Source organism: Streptomyces sp. NPDC058008 (assembly GCF_042886395.1).
Taxonomy (GTDB): Bacteria; Actinomycetota; Actinomycetes; order Streptomycetales; family Streptomycetaceae; genus Streptomyces.
In genome coordinates this window covers 36,118-53,884 of the sequence record NZ_JBHVQX010000007.1, presented here as the reverse complement: position 1 = coordinate 53,884, position 17,767 = coordinate 36,118, and the positions used below count along the sequence as shown (strand labels likewise).

General features: G+C 73.2%; 18 protein-coding genes. 4 read left to right on the top strand and 14 right to left on the bottom strand.

Annotation, left to right across the window (positions count from 1 at the left end):
• Nucleotides 1-3: 3 nt before the first annotated feature.
• From ACFVS9_RS08965 to ACFVS9_RS08935, 7 genes are all read right to left on the bottom strand, one after another.
• Nucleotides 4-897, bottom strand: a complete 894-nt coding sequence (locus tag ACFVS9_RS08965; RefSeq protein ID WP_389931146.1) for an alpha/beta fold hydrolase — start codon at nucleotides 895-897, stop codon at nucleotides 4-6.
• Complete coding sequence (locus tag ACFVS9_RS08960) at nucleotides 894-1,982, bottom strand: branched-chain amino acid ABC transporter permease (protein WP_389931144.1); 1,089 nt, start codon at nucleotides 1,980-1,982, stop codon at nucleotides 894-896. Before ACFVS9_RS08960 ends, ACFVS9_RS08965 begins: the two co-directional genes overlap by 4 nt.
• Nucleotides 1,979-2,866, bottom strand: a complete 888-nt coding sequence (locus ACFVS9_RS08955; protein WP_389931142.1) for a branched-chain amino acid ABC transporter permease — start codon at nucleotides 2,864-2,866, stop codon at nucleotides 1,979-1,981. Before ACFVS9_RS08955 ends, ACFVS9_RS08960 begins: the two co-directional genes overlap by 4 nt.
• The gene (locus tag ACFVS9_RS08950) at nucleotides 2,866-3,615 is read right to left on the bottom strand and encodes an ABC transporter ATP-binding protein (protein ID WP_389931140.1); all 750 of its coding nucleotides are present in this window, start codon (nucleotides 3,613-3,615) and stop codon (nucleotides 2,866-2,868) included. The genes ACFVS9_RS08955 and ACFVS9_RS08950 overlap by 1 nt, the downstream gene beginning before the upstream one ends.
• On the bottom strand, nucleotides 3,612-4,403 hold the full coding sequence (locus ACFVS9_RS08945; RefSeq protein ID WP_383113439.1) for an ABC transporter ATP-binding protein: 792 nt from the start codon (nucleotides 4,401-4,403) through the stop codon (nucleotides 3,612-3,614). Before ACFVS9_RS08945 ends, ACFVS9_RS08950 begins: the two co-directional genes overlap by 4 nt.
• 4 nt (nucleotides 4,404-4,407) lie before the next feature.
• Nucleotides 4,408-5,643 (bottom strand): substrate-binding domain-containing protein, encoded by a 1,236-nt coding sequence (locus tag ACFVS9_RS08940; protein WP_389931137.1) that lies wholly within the window; start codon nucleotides 5,641-5,643, stop codon nucleotides 4,408-4,410.
• A 128-nt stretch (nucleotides 5,644-5,771) separates the two neighbouring features.
• Nucleotides 5,772-6,377, bottom strand: a complete 606-nt coding sequence (locus ACFVS9_RS08935) for a TetR family transcriptional regulator (protein WP_383113437.1) — start codon at nucleotides 6,375-6,377, stop codon at nucleotides 5,772-5,774.
• A gap of 232 nt (nucleotides 6,378-6,609) precedes the next feature.
• Between ACFVS9_RS08935 and ACFVS9_RS08930 the strand changes: the two genes are divergently transcribed.
• The 3 genes from ACFVS9_RS08930 to ACFVS9_RS08920 are packed head-to-tail and all read left to right on the top strand — an operon-like array spanning nucleotide 6,610 to nucleotide 9,786.
• Nucleotides 6,610-7,923: a glycosyltransferase family 4 protein gene (locus ACFVS9_RS08930; RefSeq protein WP_389931135.1), complete on the top strand. Its 1,314-nt coding sequence runs from the start codon at nucleotides 6,610-6,612 to the stop codon at nucleotides 7,921-7,923.
• Nucleotides 7,924-7,975: 52 nt separating this feature from the next.
• Nucleotides 7,976-8,707: a methyltransferase domain-containing protein gene (locus ACFVS9_RS08925; protein ID WP_389931133.1), complete on the top strand. Its 732-nt coding sequence runs from the start codon at nucleotides 7,976-7,978 to the stop codon at nucleotides 8,705-8,707.
• Nucleotides 8,704-9,786 (top strand): prenyltransferase, encoded by a 1,083-nt coding sequence (locus tag ACFVS9_RS08920; RefSeq protein WP_383113434.1) that lies wholly within the window; start codon nucleotides 8,704-8,706, stop codon nucleotides 9,784-9,786. Before ACFVS9_RS08925 ends, ACFVS9_RS08920 begins: the two co-directional genes overlap by 4 nt.
• A gap of 69 nt (nucleotides 9,787-9,855) precedes the next feature.
• Here ACFVS9_RS08920 and ACFVS9_RS08915 read toward each other — a convergent pair whose 3' ends face one another.
• From ACFVS9_RS08915 to ACFVS9_RS08885, 7 genes are all read right to left on the bottom strand, one after another.
• Nucleotides 9,856-10,149 (bottom strand): hypothetical protein, encoded by a 294-nt coding sequence (locus tag ACFVS9_RS08915; protein ID WP_383113433.1) that lies wholly within the window; start codon nucleotides 10,147-10,149, stop codon nucleotides 9,856-9,858.
• Nucleotides 10,150-10,373: 224 nt separating this feature from the next.
• Nucleotides 10,374-11,180, bottom strand: a complete 807-nt coding sequence (locus ACFVS9_RS08910) for a hypothetical protein (protein WP_389931131.1) — start codon at nucleotides 11,178-11,180, stop codon at nucleotides 10,374-10,376.
• A 188-nt stretch (nucleotides 11,181-11,368) separates the two neighbouring features.
• The gene (locus ACFVS9_RS08905; protein WP_389931129.1) at nucleotides 11,369-12,322 is read right to left on the bottom strand and encodes an N-acetylmuramoyl-L-alanine amidase; all 954 of its coding nucleotides are present in this window, start codon (nucleotides 12,320-12,322) and stop codon (nucleotides 11,369-11,371) included.
• 22 nt (nucleotides 12,323-12,344) lie between these two features.
• Nucleotides 12,345-13,001, bottom strand: a complete 657-nt coding sequence (locus ACFVS9_RS08900) for a class I SAM-dependent methyltransferase (RefSeq protein WP_383113430.1) — start codon at nucleotides 12,999-13,001, stop codon at nucleotides 12,345-12,347.
• A gap of 137 nt (nucleotides 13,002-13,138) precedes the next feature.
• Nucleotides 13,139-14,446, bottom strand: a complete 1,308-nt coding sequence (locus tag ACFVS9_RS08895) for a M20/M25/M40 family metallo-hydrolase (protein ID WP_383113429.1) — start codon at nucleotides 14,444-14,446, stop codon at nucleotides 13,139-13,141.
• The gene (locus ACFVS9_RS08890) at nucleotides 14,443-15,831 is read right to left on the bottom strand and encodes a cytosine permease (protein ID WP_383113428.1); all 1,389 of its coding nucleotides are present in this window, start codon (nucleotides 15,829-15,831) and stop codon (nucleotides 14,443-14,445) included. The genes ACFVS9_RS08895 and ACFVS9_RS08890 overlap by 4 nt, the downstream gene beginning before the upstream one ends.
• Nucleotides 15,831-16,784: a DUF1177 domain-containing protein gene (locus ACFVS9_RS08885; RefSeq protein WP_389931126.1), complete on the bottom strand. Its 954-nt coding sequence runs from the start codon at nucleotides 16,782-16,784 to the stop codon at nucleotides 15,831-15,833. The genes ACFVS9_RS08890 and ACFVS9_RS08885 overlap by 1 nt, the downstream gene beginning before the upstream one ends.
• Nucleotides 16,785-16,932: 148 nt before the next feature.
• Between ACFVS9_RS08885 and ACFVS9_RS08880 the strand changes: the two genes are divergently transcribed.
• On the top strand, nucleotides 16,933-17,760 hold the full coding sequence (locus ACFVS9_RS08880) for an IclR family transcriptional regulator (protein ID WP_383113426.1): 828 nt from the start codon (nucleotides 16,933-16,935) through the stop codon (nucleotides 17,758-17,760).
• Nucleotides 17,761-17,767 lie beyond the last annotated feature (7 nt).

The window sequence follows — 17,767 nt, the reverse complement described above, 5'->3', positions numbered from 1 at the left end:
CGCTCAGCGGAGCGCGGACGCCGCCCGCAGCAGCGCTCCGGCGACCTCCCGCGCCCCCCTGTCGCCCGTCAGCACCGTGTAGTGGTTGACGTCCTCGACCCGCACCGCCCTGACGTTCGTGCCCGGCTGGCCGGCCGCCGCCAGCCGGGACTCGTCGTACAGCCCCTGCTCCTCGTCCATCAGCCCGCGCTGCGCCCACAACAGGGTCGCGGGCCCGGGGAGCCGGCGGACGGCGGCCAGTACCTCGTCCTGGAAGAGGCCCACCCCGTCCGTGCGGACCGCCTCCAGCCGGCAGCCCGAGCGCAACGCGGGCTCCTCACCGGTCAGGTCGCGCTGGATGTACGCGTCCACCTCCGGCGACCAGGCGTCACCGGCGAACGCGGGATGGGCCCGCCAGAACGACCGGTACGCCTCCCGGTCGGGGAACGTCATCGACAGCCGGTCCATGGCCGGGCCGATCACCGCCGCCATCAGCTCGTCCGCCGCCAGGTGCGTGGGCGCGGGGAACCCGAACCCGCCGTCGACGAGCACCGGCGGGCCGAAGAGCCCCGGACGGCGTACGGCGGCGAGGGCCGCCACGAACGCCCCCATCGAATGGCCCGCCGGCACCACCCGGTCCCGCCCGAGCGCCCCGGCCAGGGCGGCCACGTCGTCCGCGTGGGCGGCGATGCCGTACGGGCCGGGCAGTCCGGCGCTGCCGGCCCGGCCGCGCAGGTCGGGGGCGACCAGCGTGGCCCGCCCGTCGAGCAGACGGGCCACCGGCCCCCAGGACAGCGCGTTGGCCGTGATGCCGTGCAGGGCCACCACCACCGGCGCGCCGGGATCGCGGGCCGGCCACCGCAGCGCGGCCAGGTGGCCGCCGGTGACGGGGACGCGCAACTCCTCGTACGGGATCATCGGTTCTCCTCACGGGTCCCGCGCAGACGGGACGGCAGGCGGGCCAGGCCGCCGGGCAGCAGGTGCACCACGGCCACGAACAGCACCCCGAGCAGGAACAGCGGCTGGGAGAGCGGGACGCGCAGCACCGCGGGCAGGCCGGCCACCGCGTCCGACCCGGCGAGGTCGCCGAGCCGGTGGTCGGCCCAGGTGTACAGGATGCCGCCGGCCATCGGCCCCCAGCGGGTGCCCGATCCGCCCAGCACCACCATCACCAACAGCGACAGGGTGAAGTCCGAGGCCGTCGTCCGGGGCGTGGAGCCGCCGGTCAGCAGCAGATGGACGAGCCCGCCCGCCGCCGCCAGCGTCCCGGCCAGGACGAAGGCCGTCAGCTTGAATCCGTACGGCTTCAGGCCCAGCACCTCCACCCGGCGCTCGTTCTCCCTGATGCCCTCCCAGACGCGGCCGGTGGGCGAGCGGACGGCCCGGTGGACGACCGCGAGGGTGAGGACGAGGTAGGCGAGGGTGATCCAGTACAGATTGGCCGTGTGGTCGATGCCCACCAGCCAGGAGGGCAGCAGCTCCGCGGGGGCCGCCCGGCCCTCCTCGCCGCCGGTCAGGCCGCCCGGGTCGCGGGAGACGAGGATCGAGCCGGCCTGCGCGAAGGCGAGCGTCACCATGGAGAAGCCGATGCCGGTGACCCGCAGGCTCACCGAGCCCAGCACCAGGGCCAGCAGGGCGCCGGAGCACAGGCCGAGGACCGCGGCCGCGGCGAACGGCAGGCCCGCCTCCAGCAGGAGCGTGTTGGTGGCGTAACTGCCCGCCGCGAAGTACAGCGCGTGCCCGAAGGACAGCAGCCCCGTCCGGCCGAGCAGCAGGTCGTATCCGGTGGCGAGGGCACCGAACAGCAGGCAGGTCGCCAGGAGTTGCAGGCTGCCGGGGCTTCCGACCGGGCCGTCCAGCAGTCCGGGCAGCGGCAGCGCGCTGAAGGGCGCGACGATCAGCAGCACGAGGACGGCGGCCGGCCACCGGCGCAGCAGCCGGGTCCTGCGGCCCCCGGGCGCCGGGGTCACGGCGGTGGGCGCGGATGTGGTGGCGGTGCTCACGCGAGCCTCCCGGTCAGTCCGCGCGGCCGGACGAGCAGCAGCACGGCGAGCAGGACGACGACGGCCAGGTCGCCGAGGCCCGCTGCGGTGTAGTAGTTGGCGAACTGCTGGACCAGGCCGATGACCACGGCCGCCACGGCCGCGCCGGTCACCGAGCCCATGCCGCCGGTGACCACGACGACGAACGCGAAGATCAGCAGCGAGGTGCCCTGATGGGGGTCGACCGAGCCGAAGTACAGCCCGCCGAGCGCGCCGCCCAGCGCGGCGGCGCAGCCGCCGATCGCGAAGACCAGCGTGAACGCCCTGCGGACGTCGATGCCCAGCGCGGTCACCATGGCGCGGTCCTCGACCCCGGCCCGTACGACCAGGCCGTGCCGGGTCCGGCCGAGGAACAGCCGCAGCGCGACCAGGACGGCGGCCGCCGCCGCGACGAGCACCAGCCGGTCGACCGGGACGTCCGCGCCCAGCAGCCGGAACGTGCCGGACAGCGCCTCGGGACCGGGGAAGGTCCGGGCGTCCGAACCCCAGATGCCGGACAGCAGGGCGGGCACGGCCAGCCCCGCCCCGACCGTCGCGAGGACCTGTTCCCGGGGCCGGTCGTACAGGGGCCGTACGACGGCCAGTTCGAGGACCACGGCGGCCAGCGTGCCCACCGCCGTGCCGAACAGGACCGCCAGCGCGAAGCCCCAGCCGTCCGGGCCGGCGCCGGGCAGACCGCCGGACGCCGCCCACCAGGTGCCGTACGCGCCGATGGAGAGCAGCGCCCCGTGGGCGAAGTTGAGCACGTCCATCAGGCCGAAGATCAGTGAGAGCCCCGACGCGACGAGGAAGTAGAGCGCCCCCAGACCGAGTCCGGTCATGGTGAGCAGTACGAGGGTGGACATCAGGCATCCGCCTCCGGGGTCGGTGGGGCGAGCGGGCCGTGGCCCACGCCGAGCAGCCGGCGGGTGGCCTCCGGGTCGCCGAGCAGCCGGGCCGCCTCGCCCCGGTGCGCCGTGCGGCCGTCGGCGAGCACCACGCAGTGCCGGGCGAGGCGGCGTACGACGGCGAGGTTCTGTTCGACCAGGAGCACGGGCACGGCCTCGGCGGCGCGCTCCAGCACCACGGCGACCTCGGTGACGACCTTGGGGGCCAGGCCCTTGGTGGGCTCGTCGGCGATGATCAGCCGGTTGCCGCCCAGCAGGGTGCGCCCGATGGCCACCATCTGCTGCTGGCCGCCGGACAGGGTGCCCGCCAACTGCCGCTCCCGTCGCTTCAGTTCGGGGAAGAGTTCGTGGACCAGGCCGTACGCGGGCCCGTCCCCGCCCCGGCGTTCGGCCAGCCGCAGGTTCTCCGCGACGGTGAGGCCGGCGAAGATCCCCCGGTCCTCGGGGGCGTAGCCGATGCCGCGGCGGACCAGGGTGTGGGTGGGCAGGCCCACGGTCTCCGCACCGTCGAGGAGCACACTCCCGGTGCGCGGCACGAGCCCGAGGACGCCGCGCACGGTGGTGGTCTTGCCGGCCCCGTTGCGGCCGAGCAGCGCGGTGACGCCGTGGGGCGCCACGTCCAGGTCCACCCCGTGCAGGATGTGCCGGCCGCCGATGAGGACGCGCAGGTCCCGCACGGCGAGCAGGGCGGGCGGCGGCGCGCTCACAGTCCCTCCCCGAGATAGGCCCGCTGGACGACGGGGTCGGCGGTCACCGCGCCGGGAGTGCCCAGGGCGAGCAGCCGGCCGTGGTGCATCACCGCCAGCCGGTCCGCGAGTCCCAGCAGCACGTCCATGTGGTGCTCGACCATGAGCACGGTGCGGCCCTCCTCGCGGTGCAGGGTGCGGATCAGTTCGGTGAGCGCGGGGACCTCCTCGGCGCTGACCCCGGCCATCGGCTCGTCGAGCAGCATGATCCGGGGCTCGCCGACCAGCAGTACGGCGAGCTCCAGCTTGCGTTTCCCGCCGTGCGAGAGCTCGGCCGCCGTGGCCCCGGCGTGGTGCCCGAGACCGGTGCGCTCCAGGACGCCGTCGACCTCGGCGGTGAACGGTGCGGCCCGCCGCCAGAGCCGGTGCGAACCGCCGTGCCTGGCCTGCGCGGCCAGCCGGACGTGCTCGGCCACGGTCATCCGCGGCCAGAGGCTGGAGGTCTGGAACGTCCGGCCGATCCCGCGCCGCGCACGGGTGTGCACCGGCAGGCCGGTCAGGTCCGCGCCGTCCAGCTCCAGGGTGCCCGTGGTGGGCGGGACGATCCCGCTGATCAGGTTGAACAGGGACGTCTTGCCCGCCCCGTTGGGCCCGATGAAGGCGAGGAACTCGCCCTCCCGGACATCGAGCGAGACGTCCTCGACGATGGACGCCCCGCCGACGCGCCGACCGAGCCGGTCCAGCCGGAGCACCGGGCCGCCCGTACGCGCCCCGTCGTCCCGCGCGGTGGCGGTGCCGGATGCGGTCATGGCCTCAGCCCGCCGAGGGCTTCACGGGAGGGGCCACCGCGTCCATCGTCAGCGTGCCGGCCAGTTCCGGCTTCGCGGCGTCGCCCGCGCCGTCGAGCCGGGCCACGAACATGGGCTGGAGCAGCGCGTGGTCCTCGGCGCGGATCCGCTGCCGGCCCTTCACCCCGTCGAAGCTCCAGCCCTCCAGGGCCTTCGCCATGGCCGCCGTGTCGGTGGCCCCGCCCTCCTCGACGGCCCGCACGATCATCTGGGCCGCGGTGAACCCGTCGGCGCTGAACAGGTCGGGGGTGCCGCCCGCCTTCCGTACACCGTCGAGCATGGCCCTCTCCACGGCGTTCCCGCCGCCCGCGCCGGGGAAGTAGTGCGCGAGGAAGGACACCTTCGCGCCGGCGGTACCGAACACCGGGTACGAGGCGGTGCCGGCCAGCCCGGTGACCACCTTGCCGGCGCCCAGCACACCCTGCTGGTCCAGGGCGGTCCAGAGCGCGGGCGCGGTCGCCCCGGCCCAGGCGACGAAGACCAGATCGGGTCCGCCCGCCTTGACCTGCCGGGCGAAGGGCGTCAGGTCCGTGGCGCCCGGAGGGGCGAGGACGGAGCCCACCGTCGCCCCCTCGGCGCCCAGGACCGCCTTGACGGCGGCGACGTTGGCCTGGCCGAAGGTGGAGTCCTGCGCGAGGACGGTGACCTTCTTCCCCTCCGGGTCGCCGAGCATGGTGCCCGCGGTGAGGATGTCCTGGTAGGACTGCCGGCCGGACCGGAAGGTGTACGGGTTGACCCCGGTCATCGCGTCCGTCGCGGCCGGGCCGTTGACGTACAGCACCTTGTTCTGGGCGGCCAGCGGGGCCATCTGGAGCGCCACGCCGGAGTCCGTGGTGCCGGCCAGCACCTTGTACCCCTTGCCGATCAGGTTCTTCGCGGCGGAGACCGCCTTGCCGGGGTCGCCTGCGTCGTCCTGCTCGGTGACCTCGATCGGATGGCCGCCCGCCTTGCCGGTTCCCTTCGTCGCGTGGTCGAGGCCCGCCACGAACCCGTCGCGGTACTGCTTCCCGTACGCGGCGAGCAGCCCCGTACGGGAGTAGACGAGACCCACCTTCACGGTCCCGTCCCCGCCCCCGTCCGTCCCGGCGGCGCCGCCCGCCTGCCCGGCGGCGGTGCATCCCACCAGGAGCAGGCCGGCGGCGCCGAGTCCCGCCGCGGTCAGGGTTCTTCTGTGGACGGTGCCTACGGCTCTTCGACGCATGGTGACCGGCTCCTCGGCAGGGTTCGGGTGATGTCGGCCGAACCGTACGAACACCGTGGCGCCGTCGATATGGTGCAGGGCACCTCACCTGGGCGGGTGCCGGTGTGGGCACCGCACATGGGCACGCCTCAGCGTGCGTCCGCCGGCAGGTCGATCAGCCCGCACACCGTCTCGATGTCCCGCCTCACCTGTGCGACGGACTCCCGCCCCGACAGCCAGGTGATCAGCGCCGAGTGCCAGGTGTGCTCGATGACCCGGACCACGGACAGCTGCTCCTGCGTGGGCTCCTCCAGCCCCATCGCGTCCAGCACGATCGCCGTCGTCAGCCGCGAGACGGCGTCCACCTCCGGGCTCACCCCCCGGTCGGCGAAGGTCAGCGCCCGCACCATGGCGTCCGCCAGGTGGGGATCGCGCTGGAGCGCCCGGAAGGCCCGCATCAGGGTCTCGGCGACCCGCTGGGCGGCGTCGTCCCCGGCCGGGGGACGCCTGCGGAGCGTGACGTGCAGGTGCTGGAGCTGGCCCTGCATGATCGCGACCAGCAGATGCACCTTGGACGGGAAGTAGCGGTAGAGCGTGCCCAGGGCGACCCCGGCGGCGTCCGCCACCTCACGCATCTGCACGGCCTCGAAGCCGCCCCGCCCGGCCAGCCGCGCGCCGGCCCGCAGGATGCTGCGGCGGCGGGCCTCCTGGCGTTCCGTCAGGGGAGGCGCTGCCGGCCTGGCTTCCGCTGTCATCTGTCCCCATCCAGAAAGGGAGAACCGGTTCCCTGCCCGGCCGGGCGCCGCTCTCCGAACGCGCACGGCCCGCGCAGGTGTCCGCCGTGGCGCGAATCACCTGATCCGGCCGTCACGCCGACGCTACCTGCCGGTAGATTCGGTGCGGGTTGTACGAGCGAGTCTGAAACTTGTTCTAGATTAGCGCGACCGGTTACGCTCCGGCGAAAGCGCAGTGAGAAGGGGGCCGAGTGTGACCGCTGAGGCCACGGAGACAGGCTCCTTCACGGGCGGCGGCACGTCGGGCACCGACGGTGACCGGCCCCTGCGCATCGCCCTCCTGACGTACAAGGGCAATCCTTTCTGCGGGGGCCAGGGCGTCTACGTACGCCACCTCGGCCGTGAGCTGGCCCGGCTCGGCCACAGCGTCGAGGTGATAGGCGCCCAGCCCTATCCCGTACTCGACGAGGGCGTCCCGCTCACCGAGCTCCCGAGCCTGGACCTCTACCGCCAGCCCGACCCGTTCCGCACCCCGGGACGCGGGGAGTACCGCGACTGGATCGACCTCGCCGAGGTCGCCACCATGTGGACCGGCGGCTTCCCCGAACCGCTCACCTTCAGCCTGCGGGCACGGCGCCATCTGCGCGCCAGACGCGGTGACTTCGACGTCGTGCACGACAACCAGACCCTCGGCTACGGCCTGCTCGGGGACCTCGGCGCACCCCTCGTCACCACGATCCACCACCCCATCACCGTCGACCGCCGGCTGGACCTGGAAGCGGCGGAGTCGGCACGGCGCCGGCTCTCCGTGCGCCGCTGGTACGGCTTCACCCGGATGCAGAAGCGCGTCGCCCGCCGCCTGCCCTCCGTCCTCACCGTCTCCGGCTCGTCCCGGCAGGAGATCACCGAGCACCTGGGCGTCCGCCCGGACCGCGTCCGGGTCGTGCACATCGGCGCCGACACCGACCTGTGGTCGCCCGACCCGTCGGTCGCCGAGGTCCCCGGCCGGATCGTCACCACCTCCAGCGCCGACGTCCCGCTCAAGGGCCTCGTCCACCTCGTGGAGGCCCTCGCCAAGCTCCGTACCGAGAACCCGGCGGCCCACCTCGTGGTCGTCGGCAAGCGTGCCGAGGACGGCCCCGTCGCGCAGGCCATCGAACGCTACGGCCTCCGGGACGCCGTCGAGTTCGTCAAGGGCATCAGCGACGCCGAACTCGTCGACCTGGTCCGCGGCGCCCAGGTCTCCTGCGTCCCCTCGCTCTACGAGGGCTTCTCGCTGCCCGCGGCCGAGGCCATGGCCACCGGCACCCCGCTGGTGGCCACCACCGGCGGCGCCATCCCCGAGGTCGCCGGACCCGACGGGGAGACCTGCCTGGCCGTGCCGCCCGGCGACGCCGGGGCGCTGGCCGCCGCCCTCGGACGGCTGCTCGGCGACGACGCGCTGCGCGCCCGCCTCGGCGAGGCCGGCCGGGCCCGGGTCCTGGCCAACTTCACCTGGGCCAGGGCCGCTCTGGGCACCGTCGAGCTGTACCGTCAGTCGATCGCCGCCCGGGGGGCCCGCAGGTGAACGCCCCCGTGGCTCCCGGAATCCGTACCTCCGACCTCGAAGGCAGGCCCCCGTGCTGACCGTCGACTTCACCCGCTTCCCGCTCGCCGCAGGCGACCGGGTGCTCGACCTGGGCTGCGGCGCCGGCCGGCACGCCTTCGAGTGCTACCGGCGCGGTGCCCAGGTGGTGGCCCTGGACCGCAACGGCGAGGAGATCCGCGAGGTCGCCAGGTGGTTCGCCGCGATGAAGGAGGCGGGGGAGGCGCCGGCGGGCGCGACCGCCACCGCGATGGAGGGCGACGCGCTCAACCTGCCCTTCCCCGACGCGTCGTTCGACGTCGTCATCATCTCCGAGGTGATGGAGCACATCCCCGACGACAAGGGTGTCCTCGCCGAGATGGTCCGGGTGCTGAAGCCCGGTGGCCGGATCGCGATCACCGTGCCCCGCTACGGGCCCGAGAAGGTCTGCTGGACGCTCTCCGACGCCTACCACGAGGTCGAGGGCGGGCACATCCGCATCTACCGGGCCGACGAACTCCTCGGCAGGATCCGGGAAGCCGGGCTCAAGCCCTACGGCACCCACCACGCGCACGCGCTGCACAGCCCGTACTGGTGGCTGAAGTGCGCCTTCGGCGTGGACAACGAGAAGGCGCTCCCGGTGCGCGCCTACCACAAGCTGCTCGTCTGGGACATCATGAAGAAGCCCCTGGCCACCCGGGTCGCCGAGCAGCTGCTCAACCCCGTGGTCGGCAAGAGCTTCGTGGCGTACGCGACCAAGCCGCACCTGCCGAAGGCCGAGGCGTGAGCACGCCCGAGCAGACCGAACACCTCGTCCTGCCCGGTGTCCTGACGGCCGAACAGGCCGCGGAGACCGTGGCCGCGGTGCTCGCGGTGCAGCGTGAGGACGGTGCGCTGCCCTGGTTCCGCGGCCACCACCTCGACCCCTGGGACCACACCGAGGCCGCGATGGCCCTGGACGCGGCAGGCGAGCACGAGGCCGCCGCCCGCGCCTACGCGTGGCTGGCCCGCCACCAGAACGAGGACGGCTCCTGGTACGCCGCCTACCACGACGGGGATCCCGGCCGGCCGACCGACCTGGGGCGCGAGACCAACTTCTGCGCCTACGTGGCCGTCGGCGTCTGGCACCACTACCTCGCCACGGGCGACGACGCGTTCGTCGACCGGATGTGGCCGACGGTCTACGCGGCGGTCGAGTTCGTGCTGCGGCTCCAGCAGCCCGGCGGCGAGATCGGCTGGAAGCGCGAGCCCGACGGCACCGCCGTCACCGACGCCCTGCTGACGGGCTCCTCCTCCGTCCACCACGCGCTGCGCTGCGCGCTGGCGCTGGCGGAACAGCGCGAGGAGGCCCAGCCGGACTGGGAGCTCGCGGCCGGCGCGCTCGGCCACGCGATCCGCAGCCACCCCGAACGCTTCCTGGACAAGAGCCGCTACTCGATGGACTGGTACTACCCGGTCCTCGGCGGCGCCGTGAGCGGCGCCGCCGCGACACGGCGGATCGAGGAGGGCTGGGACCGTTTCGTGGTCCCCGGCCTGGGCGTGCGCTGCGTACTCCCCAACCCCTGGGTGACGGGCGGCGAGAGCTGCGAACTGGCCCTGGCGCTCTGGGTGACGGGGGAGTCGGACCGCGCGCTGGAGATCCTCCAGTCCATCCAGCACCTGCGGGCCGAGGGCGGGCTCTACTGGACCGGTTACGTCTTCGAGGGCGAGCGGGCCGTGTGGCCGGAGGAACTCACCACCTGGACGGCCGGCTCCCTGCTGCTCGCGGTGGCCGCGCTCGGCGGGGACGAGGCGACCACCGCGGTGTTCGGCGGCGAACGGCTGCCGGCGGGGCTGGAGCCGGACTGCTGCGGCCAGGACGCCTGAGGCCCGCCCGGACCGACCGGCCCGGCGGTCCACGGCGCGCCGTCCCGCCGCTCGCCGGGCGCGAGCTCGTCAGAAGCGGCGTACCCGGCCCGCCACGGCATGACCGATGAACAGGTAGACGGCGGCGGCCAGACCGTACCCGGTGACGACACGGGCCCACGCCTCGTCGAAGGTGAACAGGTCGTACGACCAGCCGGCCAGCCAGCGGGCGGAGTCCTGGACCCACTGCACCAGCTCGTTGCCCCGGTTGGCGTCGAGCAGGTACATCAGGATCCACAGAATGATGATGAAGGCCATGATGTCCGCGACGAGGGCTATGACGCGGGCGGCGGTACTGCTTCCTGTGCCTGTTCTGGGAGACATGCTCTCCGGATTGCCGCTTTACCGTGAGTGAAACCCGTACGGCGTGCGCGGGGCGCGGGGGCGCTCCCGCACCGGCGTGCGCGGCGCGGGACGCGGGCCCGTGTCACCCTCGGTGAGAACACGGCCCCCGGGCGGGCCCGATCCGGCGGGGGCCGCCCGTCCCGGCCCCGGAACGACGGTGGCCCCCGCCCGTCCGGGCAGGGGCCACTCGGGCGTGCGACGGCTCAGCCGCGCTGGATGCCCGTGGTGTCCTGGAGGACGCCGCGACGGCCGTCCTGCGTCTGGGCGATGAGCCCGGGGCCACGCTGCTCGACCGCGAGGTACCAGGTACCCGGGGCGAGTTCGGCGATCGGGTTGGGGGCGCCGTCCTCGCCGTACAGCGGACGGGCCACCGGCACCGCGAACCAGAAGGGCGTGAAGTCGGCGGCCGGAGCCCCGCCGCCCTGCGGAGCCTGCTGCTCCGGCTGGCCGTGCTGGCCGGGCTGGGCGCCGTAGGGCTGCTGCTGTCCGGGCTGACCGCCGAACGGCTGCTGCTGCGCCCCGGGGTAGCCGTAACCCTGGTTGGGCTGCTGGCCGTAGGCGGGCTGCACGGGCTGCGGGCGGGGAGCGCCCAGGAGCGGGGCCTTGAGCGCGGGGACCAGCGGGGTGGCCACGGCGCCGCCGGCCAGCGCGAGGGTCGCCAGCAGTCCGAGGATCAGCCCCGCGCCCGCGTCACCGGCGTCGATGATCGTCCAGAACATGGTCCACAGGGAGAACACGGTGAACGCGGCGCCGAACTGGCCGAGTTCGAAACCGACCACCTTGCGGCCCGGCATCGAGCGGCTGACGATCAGCAGCGCCGCGCCGATGATGCCCGCGAGGTAGATCCCCATCAGGATGGAGAGCGAGTCCCAGGCGTTCGCGCTGTAGCCCGAGCAGTCCACGCCCTTGGGGCACTCGTAGCCGGAGAGGTCGAGGAAAGAGGCGATGAACAGCACGACCGCTGCTCCGATCACCACGCCGTCGCCTCGGGAGAGGGAGCGGATATTCACGTGAAGGTCCTTAGTCGGTCGTCGTCTCGTCGAGGCGGTCGTCGATGCCGCCTGAACGGCGGGTACGGCGCGAAGCTCGGGGCGGCTCCCCATCGTACGGATGAATCTATCGTCTGCCCGGGCGGGTTGTGGTGCTGCCCGGACCTCGGACCGGCCATCCCCCCAAGGTCGCCACTATCACCGCAGAACTACCTCTTCAGATAGCTGCCGATGCCCTCGGCGACTCCGAGAGCCGCCTTCTGGCGCCAGCCCGCACTGGTGAGCAGGGCCGCGTCCTCAGGATCGCGCATATTGCCGCATTCGATGAACACTTTGGGCACGGTCGACAGATTCAGACCCCCGAGATCGTCACGGGTGTCCAGTCCGGTGCCGCCCCCGATGTAATTGGAGGGGGCGCTTCCAGTAACGCGTACGAAATTCCCGGCAATGCGCACTCCCAGTTCACGCGAAGGGGCCACGATCTTCGCGGTGTCGGCTTCGCCTCCCTTCACCGCCGCGGGGAGAATGACGTGGAATCCCCGGTTGCCGGTTGCGGAACCGTCCGCGTGGACCGAGACGACCGCGTCTGCCTTCGCGCCGTTGCCGATCCGCGCACGCTCGTCGACGCACGGGCCGAAGGCGCGGTCGCCGTCCTGGGTGAGGACGACCTTCGCGCCCTGTTCCTCCAGCAGCGTGCGCAGCCTGCGCGAGACGTCGAGGGTGAACCGGGCTTCCGCGTAACCCGCGTTCGTGGACGTGCCGGTGGTGTCGCACTCCTTGCGGCCGGTGCCGATGTCCACCTGGCTGTTGATCTCCCGGGTGTGGTCGCGGTTACCGGGGTTGTGCCCCGGGTCGATGACCACGGTGCGGCCGGTGAGCGGGCCCCGGGGCAGCGGACGGGAGGACGTGGACCCGGCCGAGGGGCCCGGGGCCGCGGCCGAGGACTGCCGTGGCGAGGGGGAGGGGGACGACGCGGGGGAGGGGGGCGCCGGGGAGGCGGCCGGCCGGGTCGCGGTCCCCGCCGCGGCGCCGGGCTCCGGCCCGCCGTCGCCCGCGCATCCCGCGGCGGTCAGGCAGACACCCGCCAGTGCCGCGGCGGTGAACACGGGCCGGCGGCGCGGGCCCGGACGGGAGGTGGGGGGAACGGAGTCGTGGTGAGGCACGCCGCGATGCTATCCGTGCCCCTCAGTTCCCCGGCCCCGTACGCCGCAGAACGCGCAGCGAATCCGTCACCGAGATCTCGGTGAACGCCCCCGATGCCAGGGCGCGGCGGAGGACGCGGTACGGGGCCTGGCCGCCGTCCGCCGGGTCCGGGAACACGTCGTGGATGACCAGCAGCCCGCCGTCGGCGACCTTCGGCGCCCAGCCCTCGTAGTCGCCGTTCGCGTGTTCGTCGGTGTGCCCGCCGTCGATGAAGACCAGACCCAGCTCACCGCCCCAGACGGCCGCCACCTGCGGGGACCGTCCGACGAGCGCCACCACGTGCTCCTCCAGGCCCGCCCGGTGCAGGGTGCGCCGGAAGGAGGGGAGCGTGTCCATCAGACCGGTGTCCGGGTCCACCACCGACGGGTCGTGGTACTCCCACCCGGGCTGCTGTTCCTCGCTGCCCCGGTGGTGGTCGACGGTCAGGGCCGTGACCCCGGCCGCCCGCGCGGCGTCCGCCAGCAGGATCGTGGACCGCCCGCAGTAGGTGCCGACCTCCAGGAGCGGGAGCCCCAGGGCGGCGGCCCCGACGGCGGCGTCGTACAGGGCGAGCCCCTCGTGCACCGGCATGAAGCCCTTGGCGGCCTCGAAGGCGGCGAGGACCTCCGGCTCGGGACGGGCGGCGGACTCGGCGGCCACGGGGTTCCTCCTGCTGGCGCTGCGGATCGGACGGCGTCCCATCGTGCCGCACGCCCCCGCGACCGGGGTCGGCGGGGGCGTACGGGTGGGGTGGGCCCGGGTCGGGGCGGGGCCCCTGGCAGGGCTGCCGGGTCAGGTCAGCAGCTCTGCCAGAGCCTGGTCATGACCCGGACCCCGAAGCGCAGGCCCTCCAGCGGGACGCGTTCGTCCACGCCGTGGAAGAGCCGGCCGTAGTCCAGGTCGTGCGGGAGCTTCAGCCCCTTGAAGCCGAAGCAGCGGATGCCCAGGTGGGTGAACGCCTTGGCGTCCGTACCTCCGGGGTTGCAGTAGGGCACCGGGTGGCCGTCCGGGTCCTCCGCGCGGACCGCGTCGCACATCGCGTCCACGAGCGGGCCCTCGAACGCCGTCTCCAGCGCGATGTCGTGGTTGACCCACTCGCGGCTGACGGAGGGCAGCAGCAGCCGGTCGATCGTGTCGATCAGCTCCTGCTCGTGGCCGGGCAGGAAACGCCCGTCGACCCGTGCGGTGGCCTTCCCCGGGATCACGTTGGTCTGGTAACCGGCGGAGAACATGGTGGGGTTGGCGGAGTTGCGCAGCACCACCTGCATGAAGTCCGCCACCGGCCCCAGCCGGGAGAGCGTGCCCTCGATGTCGTCCTCGTCGAAGGCGACGCCGTAGAGCCGGGCGGCCTCCTCCAGCAGGGCGCGGACCGGCTCGATCAGCCGGACCGGGAAGGTCTCGCGGCCGATGCGGGTGAGGGACTCGGCGAGATCGGTGACCGCGTTCTCGTCGTTGGGGGACGAGCCGTGTCCCGCCCGGCCGGTGGCGGTGAGCTCCATCCAGGCCATGCCGCGCTGGGCGTTCTCGATCGGGTACAGCCGCCGGGTGTCGTCGATCGCGAAGGAGAAGCCGCCGCCCTCGCCGATCGCCTCGGTGGCCCCCGCGAAGAGCTCGGGGCGGTGCTCGACCAGCCAGTGCGCGCCGAACTTCCCGCCCGCCTCCTCGTCGGCGAGGAAGGCGAGGACCAGATCACGGGAGGGCCGCGTACCCGTCCGGGCGAAGTGCCGGGCGGTGGCGAGCATGACCGCGACCGTGTCCTTCATGTCGATCGCGCCGCGCCCCCACAGGTAGCCGTCGCGGATCTCCCCGGAGAAGGGCGGTACCTGCCACTCGGAGGCGTCGGCGGGCACGACGTCGAGGTGGCCGTGGACCAGCAGGGCGCCCCGGGACGGGTCGGCACCCGCGATGCGCGCGACGACGTTGGCCCGGCCGGGGGCGGACTCGACCAGTACGGAGTCGATGCCGGCCTCGGCGAGCCGCGCCACCACCCAGTCCGCCGCGGCGCGTTCGTCGCTGGTGGGGTTGGAGGTGTCGAAGCGGATCAGTTCGGCGCAGAGGGAGACCGCCTCCTCCTGGGCCTGTGCGGACGCGGGGACGATGCTCATGCTGCTCCTGCCGGGGTGGTGACGTGGGCGGCGGGAGCGGGGGTGTGCGCGTCGTCGTCCAGGGTGGAGGTGCCGTACGGCCTGACCCAGCCCAGCAGGCCGAGCACGCAGTACAGCAGGAAGGCGGTGGCCAGCGAGTTGAGGGCCGGGATGCCGCCGTCGTAGAACTTGCCGACACAGAACGCGGTGGCCCAGATGACCAGGGACATCGGCACCCAGGTGGGAGAGGTCGCGGGCAGCGTCTGCGCCTCGCGGGTCTCGTCCAGCGGGCGCCGCATCCGCTTCACGACCCAGTACTCCGCGACGATGATGCCGCCGATCGGCGGGATCATCACGCCGAGCAGCGAGAGGAACTCCGTGAAGTGGGTCATGATGCCGACCGCGGAGAGGAGGGTCCCGGCGACACCGAGGGCGACGGTGACCACCCCGCGGTGCAGCCGCCGGCCGAAGACGACCTGGAAGAAGTTGACGACGCCCAGCGAGGAGCCGTACAGGTTCCAGTCGTTGATCTTGGCGGTGGACATCAGGACCACGACCACGCCGAACGCGCCCGAGGTGGAGAGCACGATGTGCGAGACCTCGCTGGACTTCACCAGGTGGCCGAGGAGGACGCCGGTCATGCCGACGATGTACTCGGAGAGGATCATCGAGGAGGCGCTCTGCACGAAGACGTGCGAGCCCTTCCTGTTGTAGCGGGTCATCTCCGGGGAGACGATGGCGCCCGTCATGTAGCCGCCCGCGATGGCGGTGGCGGCGACCGCCAGCGGGATCGTCTCACCGGGCGGCGGCGAGCTGATCAGGTCGCCGAGCGAGTGGTCGCTCAGCGTGCTGATCACCGACCAGGCGACCATGCCGAAGAAGAGCGGGGTGACGATCTTCGCGAACAGCGCCATGTAGCGGAAGCCGAAGATCACCAGTGCGGTGATCGCGACGCCCGCGGCGACGCACCACATCCAGGACGGACCTCCGACGAGCGCGGAGACACTGGTGCCGAAGATCGTGTTCTGGACGCCGAACCAGCCCACCAGGCTGACCGCGATGACGAAGCTGACCAGGGCCGAACCGTTGCGGCCGAAGCCCACCCAGCGGGTCAGCATCGGGGTGGCCAGGCCCTCGCGCATCCCGGCCAGACCGATCGCGAAGATCACGATCTCCAGGATGACCGCGCCGAGCGTGAAGGCGAGGAACGCGTTCCCGAAGGTCATGCCCACGCCGATGGTGGCGCCGAGCGTGAACTGGGAGATCGACCCGGACTGGGCCAGCCACTGGAGGAGCATCGACCAGAAGCCGAAGCGCTTGTCGCGCGGCACCCGGGAGAGGGAGTAGTCGTCACTGCCGATGCTCTTGGCCTCGGGGGCCGCGGCGGCCCGGCTGTCGGATGCCATCAGGACTCCTGGGATGTACGGCCGAAGGTCTGCAGGTGAGCCAGCGACCCGTAGCGGTTGACGAGGTTGTCGAACTCCACCGCGTCGTGGAAGTCCAGGGTTCCGGCGCCGAAGGCCTTGGCGACCTCGACGGCGTACCGGGCGGCGGAGGCGATGTCCGTCTCGTGGCTCGCGCCCGTCTGGCAGCCCGGCACCGCGGCGGCCGAGGTGACCGCGAGACCGACGACCGGTGCGGCGGTCGCGGTGGAGGGCTGGAGGATCGAATTGATGTGGTGTGCACCATTACCGTACGGCGTGATGTCCTGCGTGGTCACCGGGTACGTGACCAACGGCTCACCCGTCACCACGGCGAGCAGCGCGCCGAGCTGCTCCGAGACCCGGAGCACCCAGCCCTCCTTGACGGTGGGCGAGAGGGCGAGGCCCTTGTGGTTGATGATCCGGTTGCCCTTGGTGGTGTCGATGGAGAGCACGGCCTCCATGTCCCCGGTGACCTCGTGCCGGTTCATCGTGGCGATGTCCACCGGGGACCCCATGAAGGGGACCGGGTCGTGCGGTTCCGTCGGGGCGTCCGGGCAGATGTGCGTGGCGACGACCACGTCACCGGGCAGCGCGTCCCCCCGGCGGCGCATGTCCAGCAGCTTGGCGGCGGTGGCGAGCGCCGCCGCAGCGCCGTCGGCGTCGGAGACGAGTCCGGTCACCTCCGGCCGCGCGCCGACGCCCCCGAGCCGGCCCACCACACCGAGGGTCCGGGCGCTGCCGCCCGAGGAGCGCCCGTGGGTGCCCGGGATGCGGACGAGCACGAAGTCCGTCGCCCCCCGGTCGCCGGTGACCGTGGTGACCCGCGTGGACGGGCCCTCGGCCCCGGCGACGGAGTCGAGGTATCCGGCGACGGACTTCCCGCCGGCCTGCGGGTCGTCCAGGAGCTCGACGATGTCCAGTACGTACTTGAGCATGGGGGGCCTTTCTCCGGTGCGGGACACCCGCCCGGCGCTCCTGCGGGGAAGCGCGGGGCGGGGTGCTGGAGCAAGATTCGGGATCGGCTACCGTGGAACGCAACGATTTCCCGTTATCTGCAATTCGGGTCTGAATGGTGAGATGCTGATGGCCGACTTCGATCTGGACCGGCGCACCCCGGCCGGAGCCCTGCAAACCGTGGACCGGGCCCTGCTCGTGCTGCTCGCCTTCGAGCGCACCCGGCCCGACTGGGGCGTCACCGAGGTCGCCGAGGAGTTCGGCTGGGACACCTCGGTCGCCCAGCGCCTGCTGGCCACCCTCGCGGGCCGCGGTTTCCTGGTGTCCGACCCGGTCACCCGCCGCTACCGCATCGGCCCGGCGGTCCTGCGGCTCGGCCGGCTCTGGGAGCGCTCGGGCTCACTGGAACTGCTGGCCGCGCCGGTGCTGGAGGAACTGCGCCGGGCCACCGGCGACACCGTCCTGTTCTGCCTGCCCGACAGCTTCCACATGCGGTGCGTGGCCGCCGAGGAGGGCGAGACGGGACCGCTGCGCTACTACCCGCTGGTCGGCGAGCTCTACCCGGCGCACGCGGGGGCCACCAGCAAGTCCTTCTACGCCTACCTGCCCGACGACCAGCGCCACCGGCTCTTCCGCGGCCGGCCCATGGCGCGTTTCACCGACCGGACCGTCACCGACCCGGACCTGCTGGAGCAGGAGCTGCTGAAGGTGCGCGCCCAGGGGTACGCCTGGACGGTCGGCGAGTACGACACCGGGATCGCCACCGTCGCCGTACCGGTGTTCCTGGGGCGCGAGCCCTACGGCAGCCTCAGCCTCGGGGGAGGCGAGGACCGGTTCCGGGGAGCGCCCGAGGACCGCCTCGACGCCCTGCGCCACGCCGCCCACCTGCTGGAGCACCGGCTCACCCACCCGCCCCAGCGGCCGAAGTCCCGCGCGGGCCGCCCGCGCAGCGCCTGACGCGCCG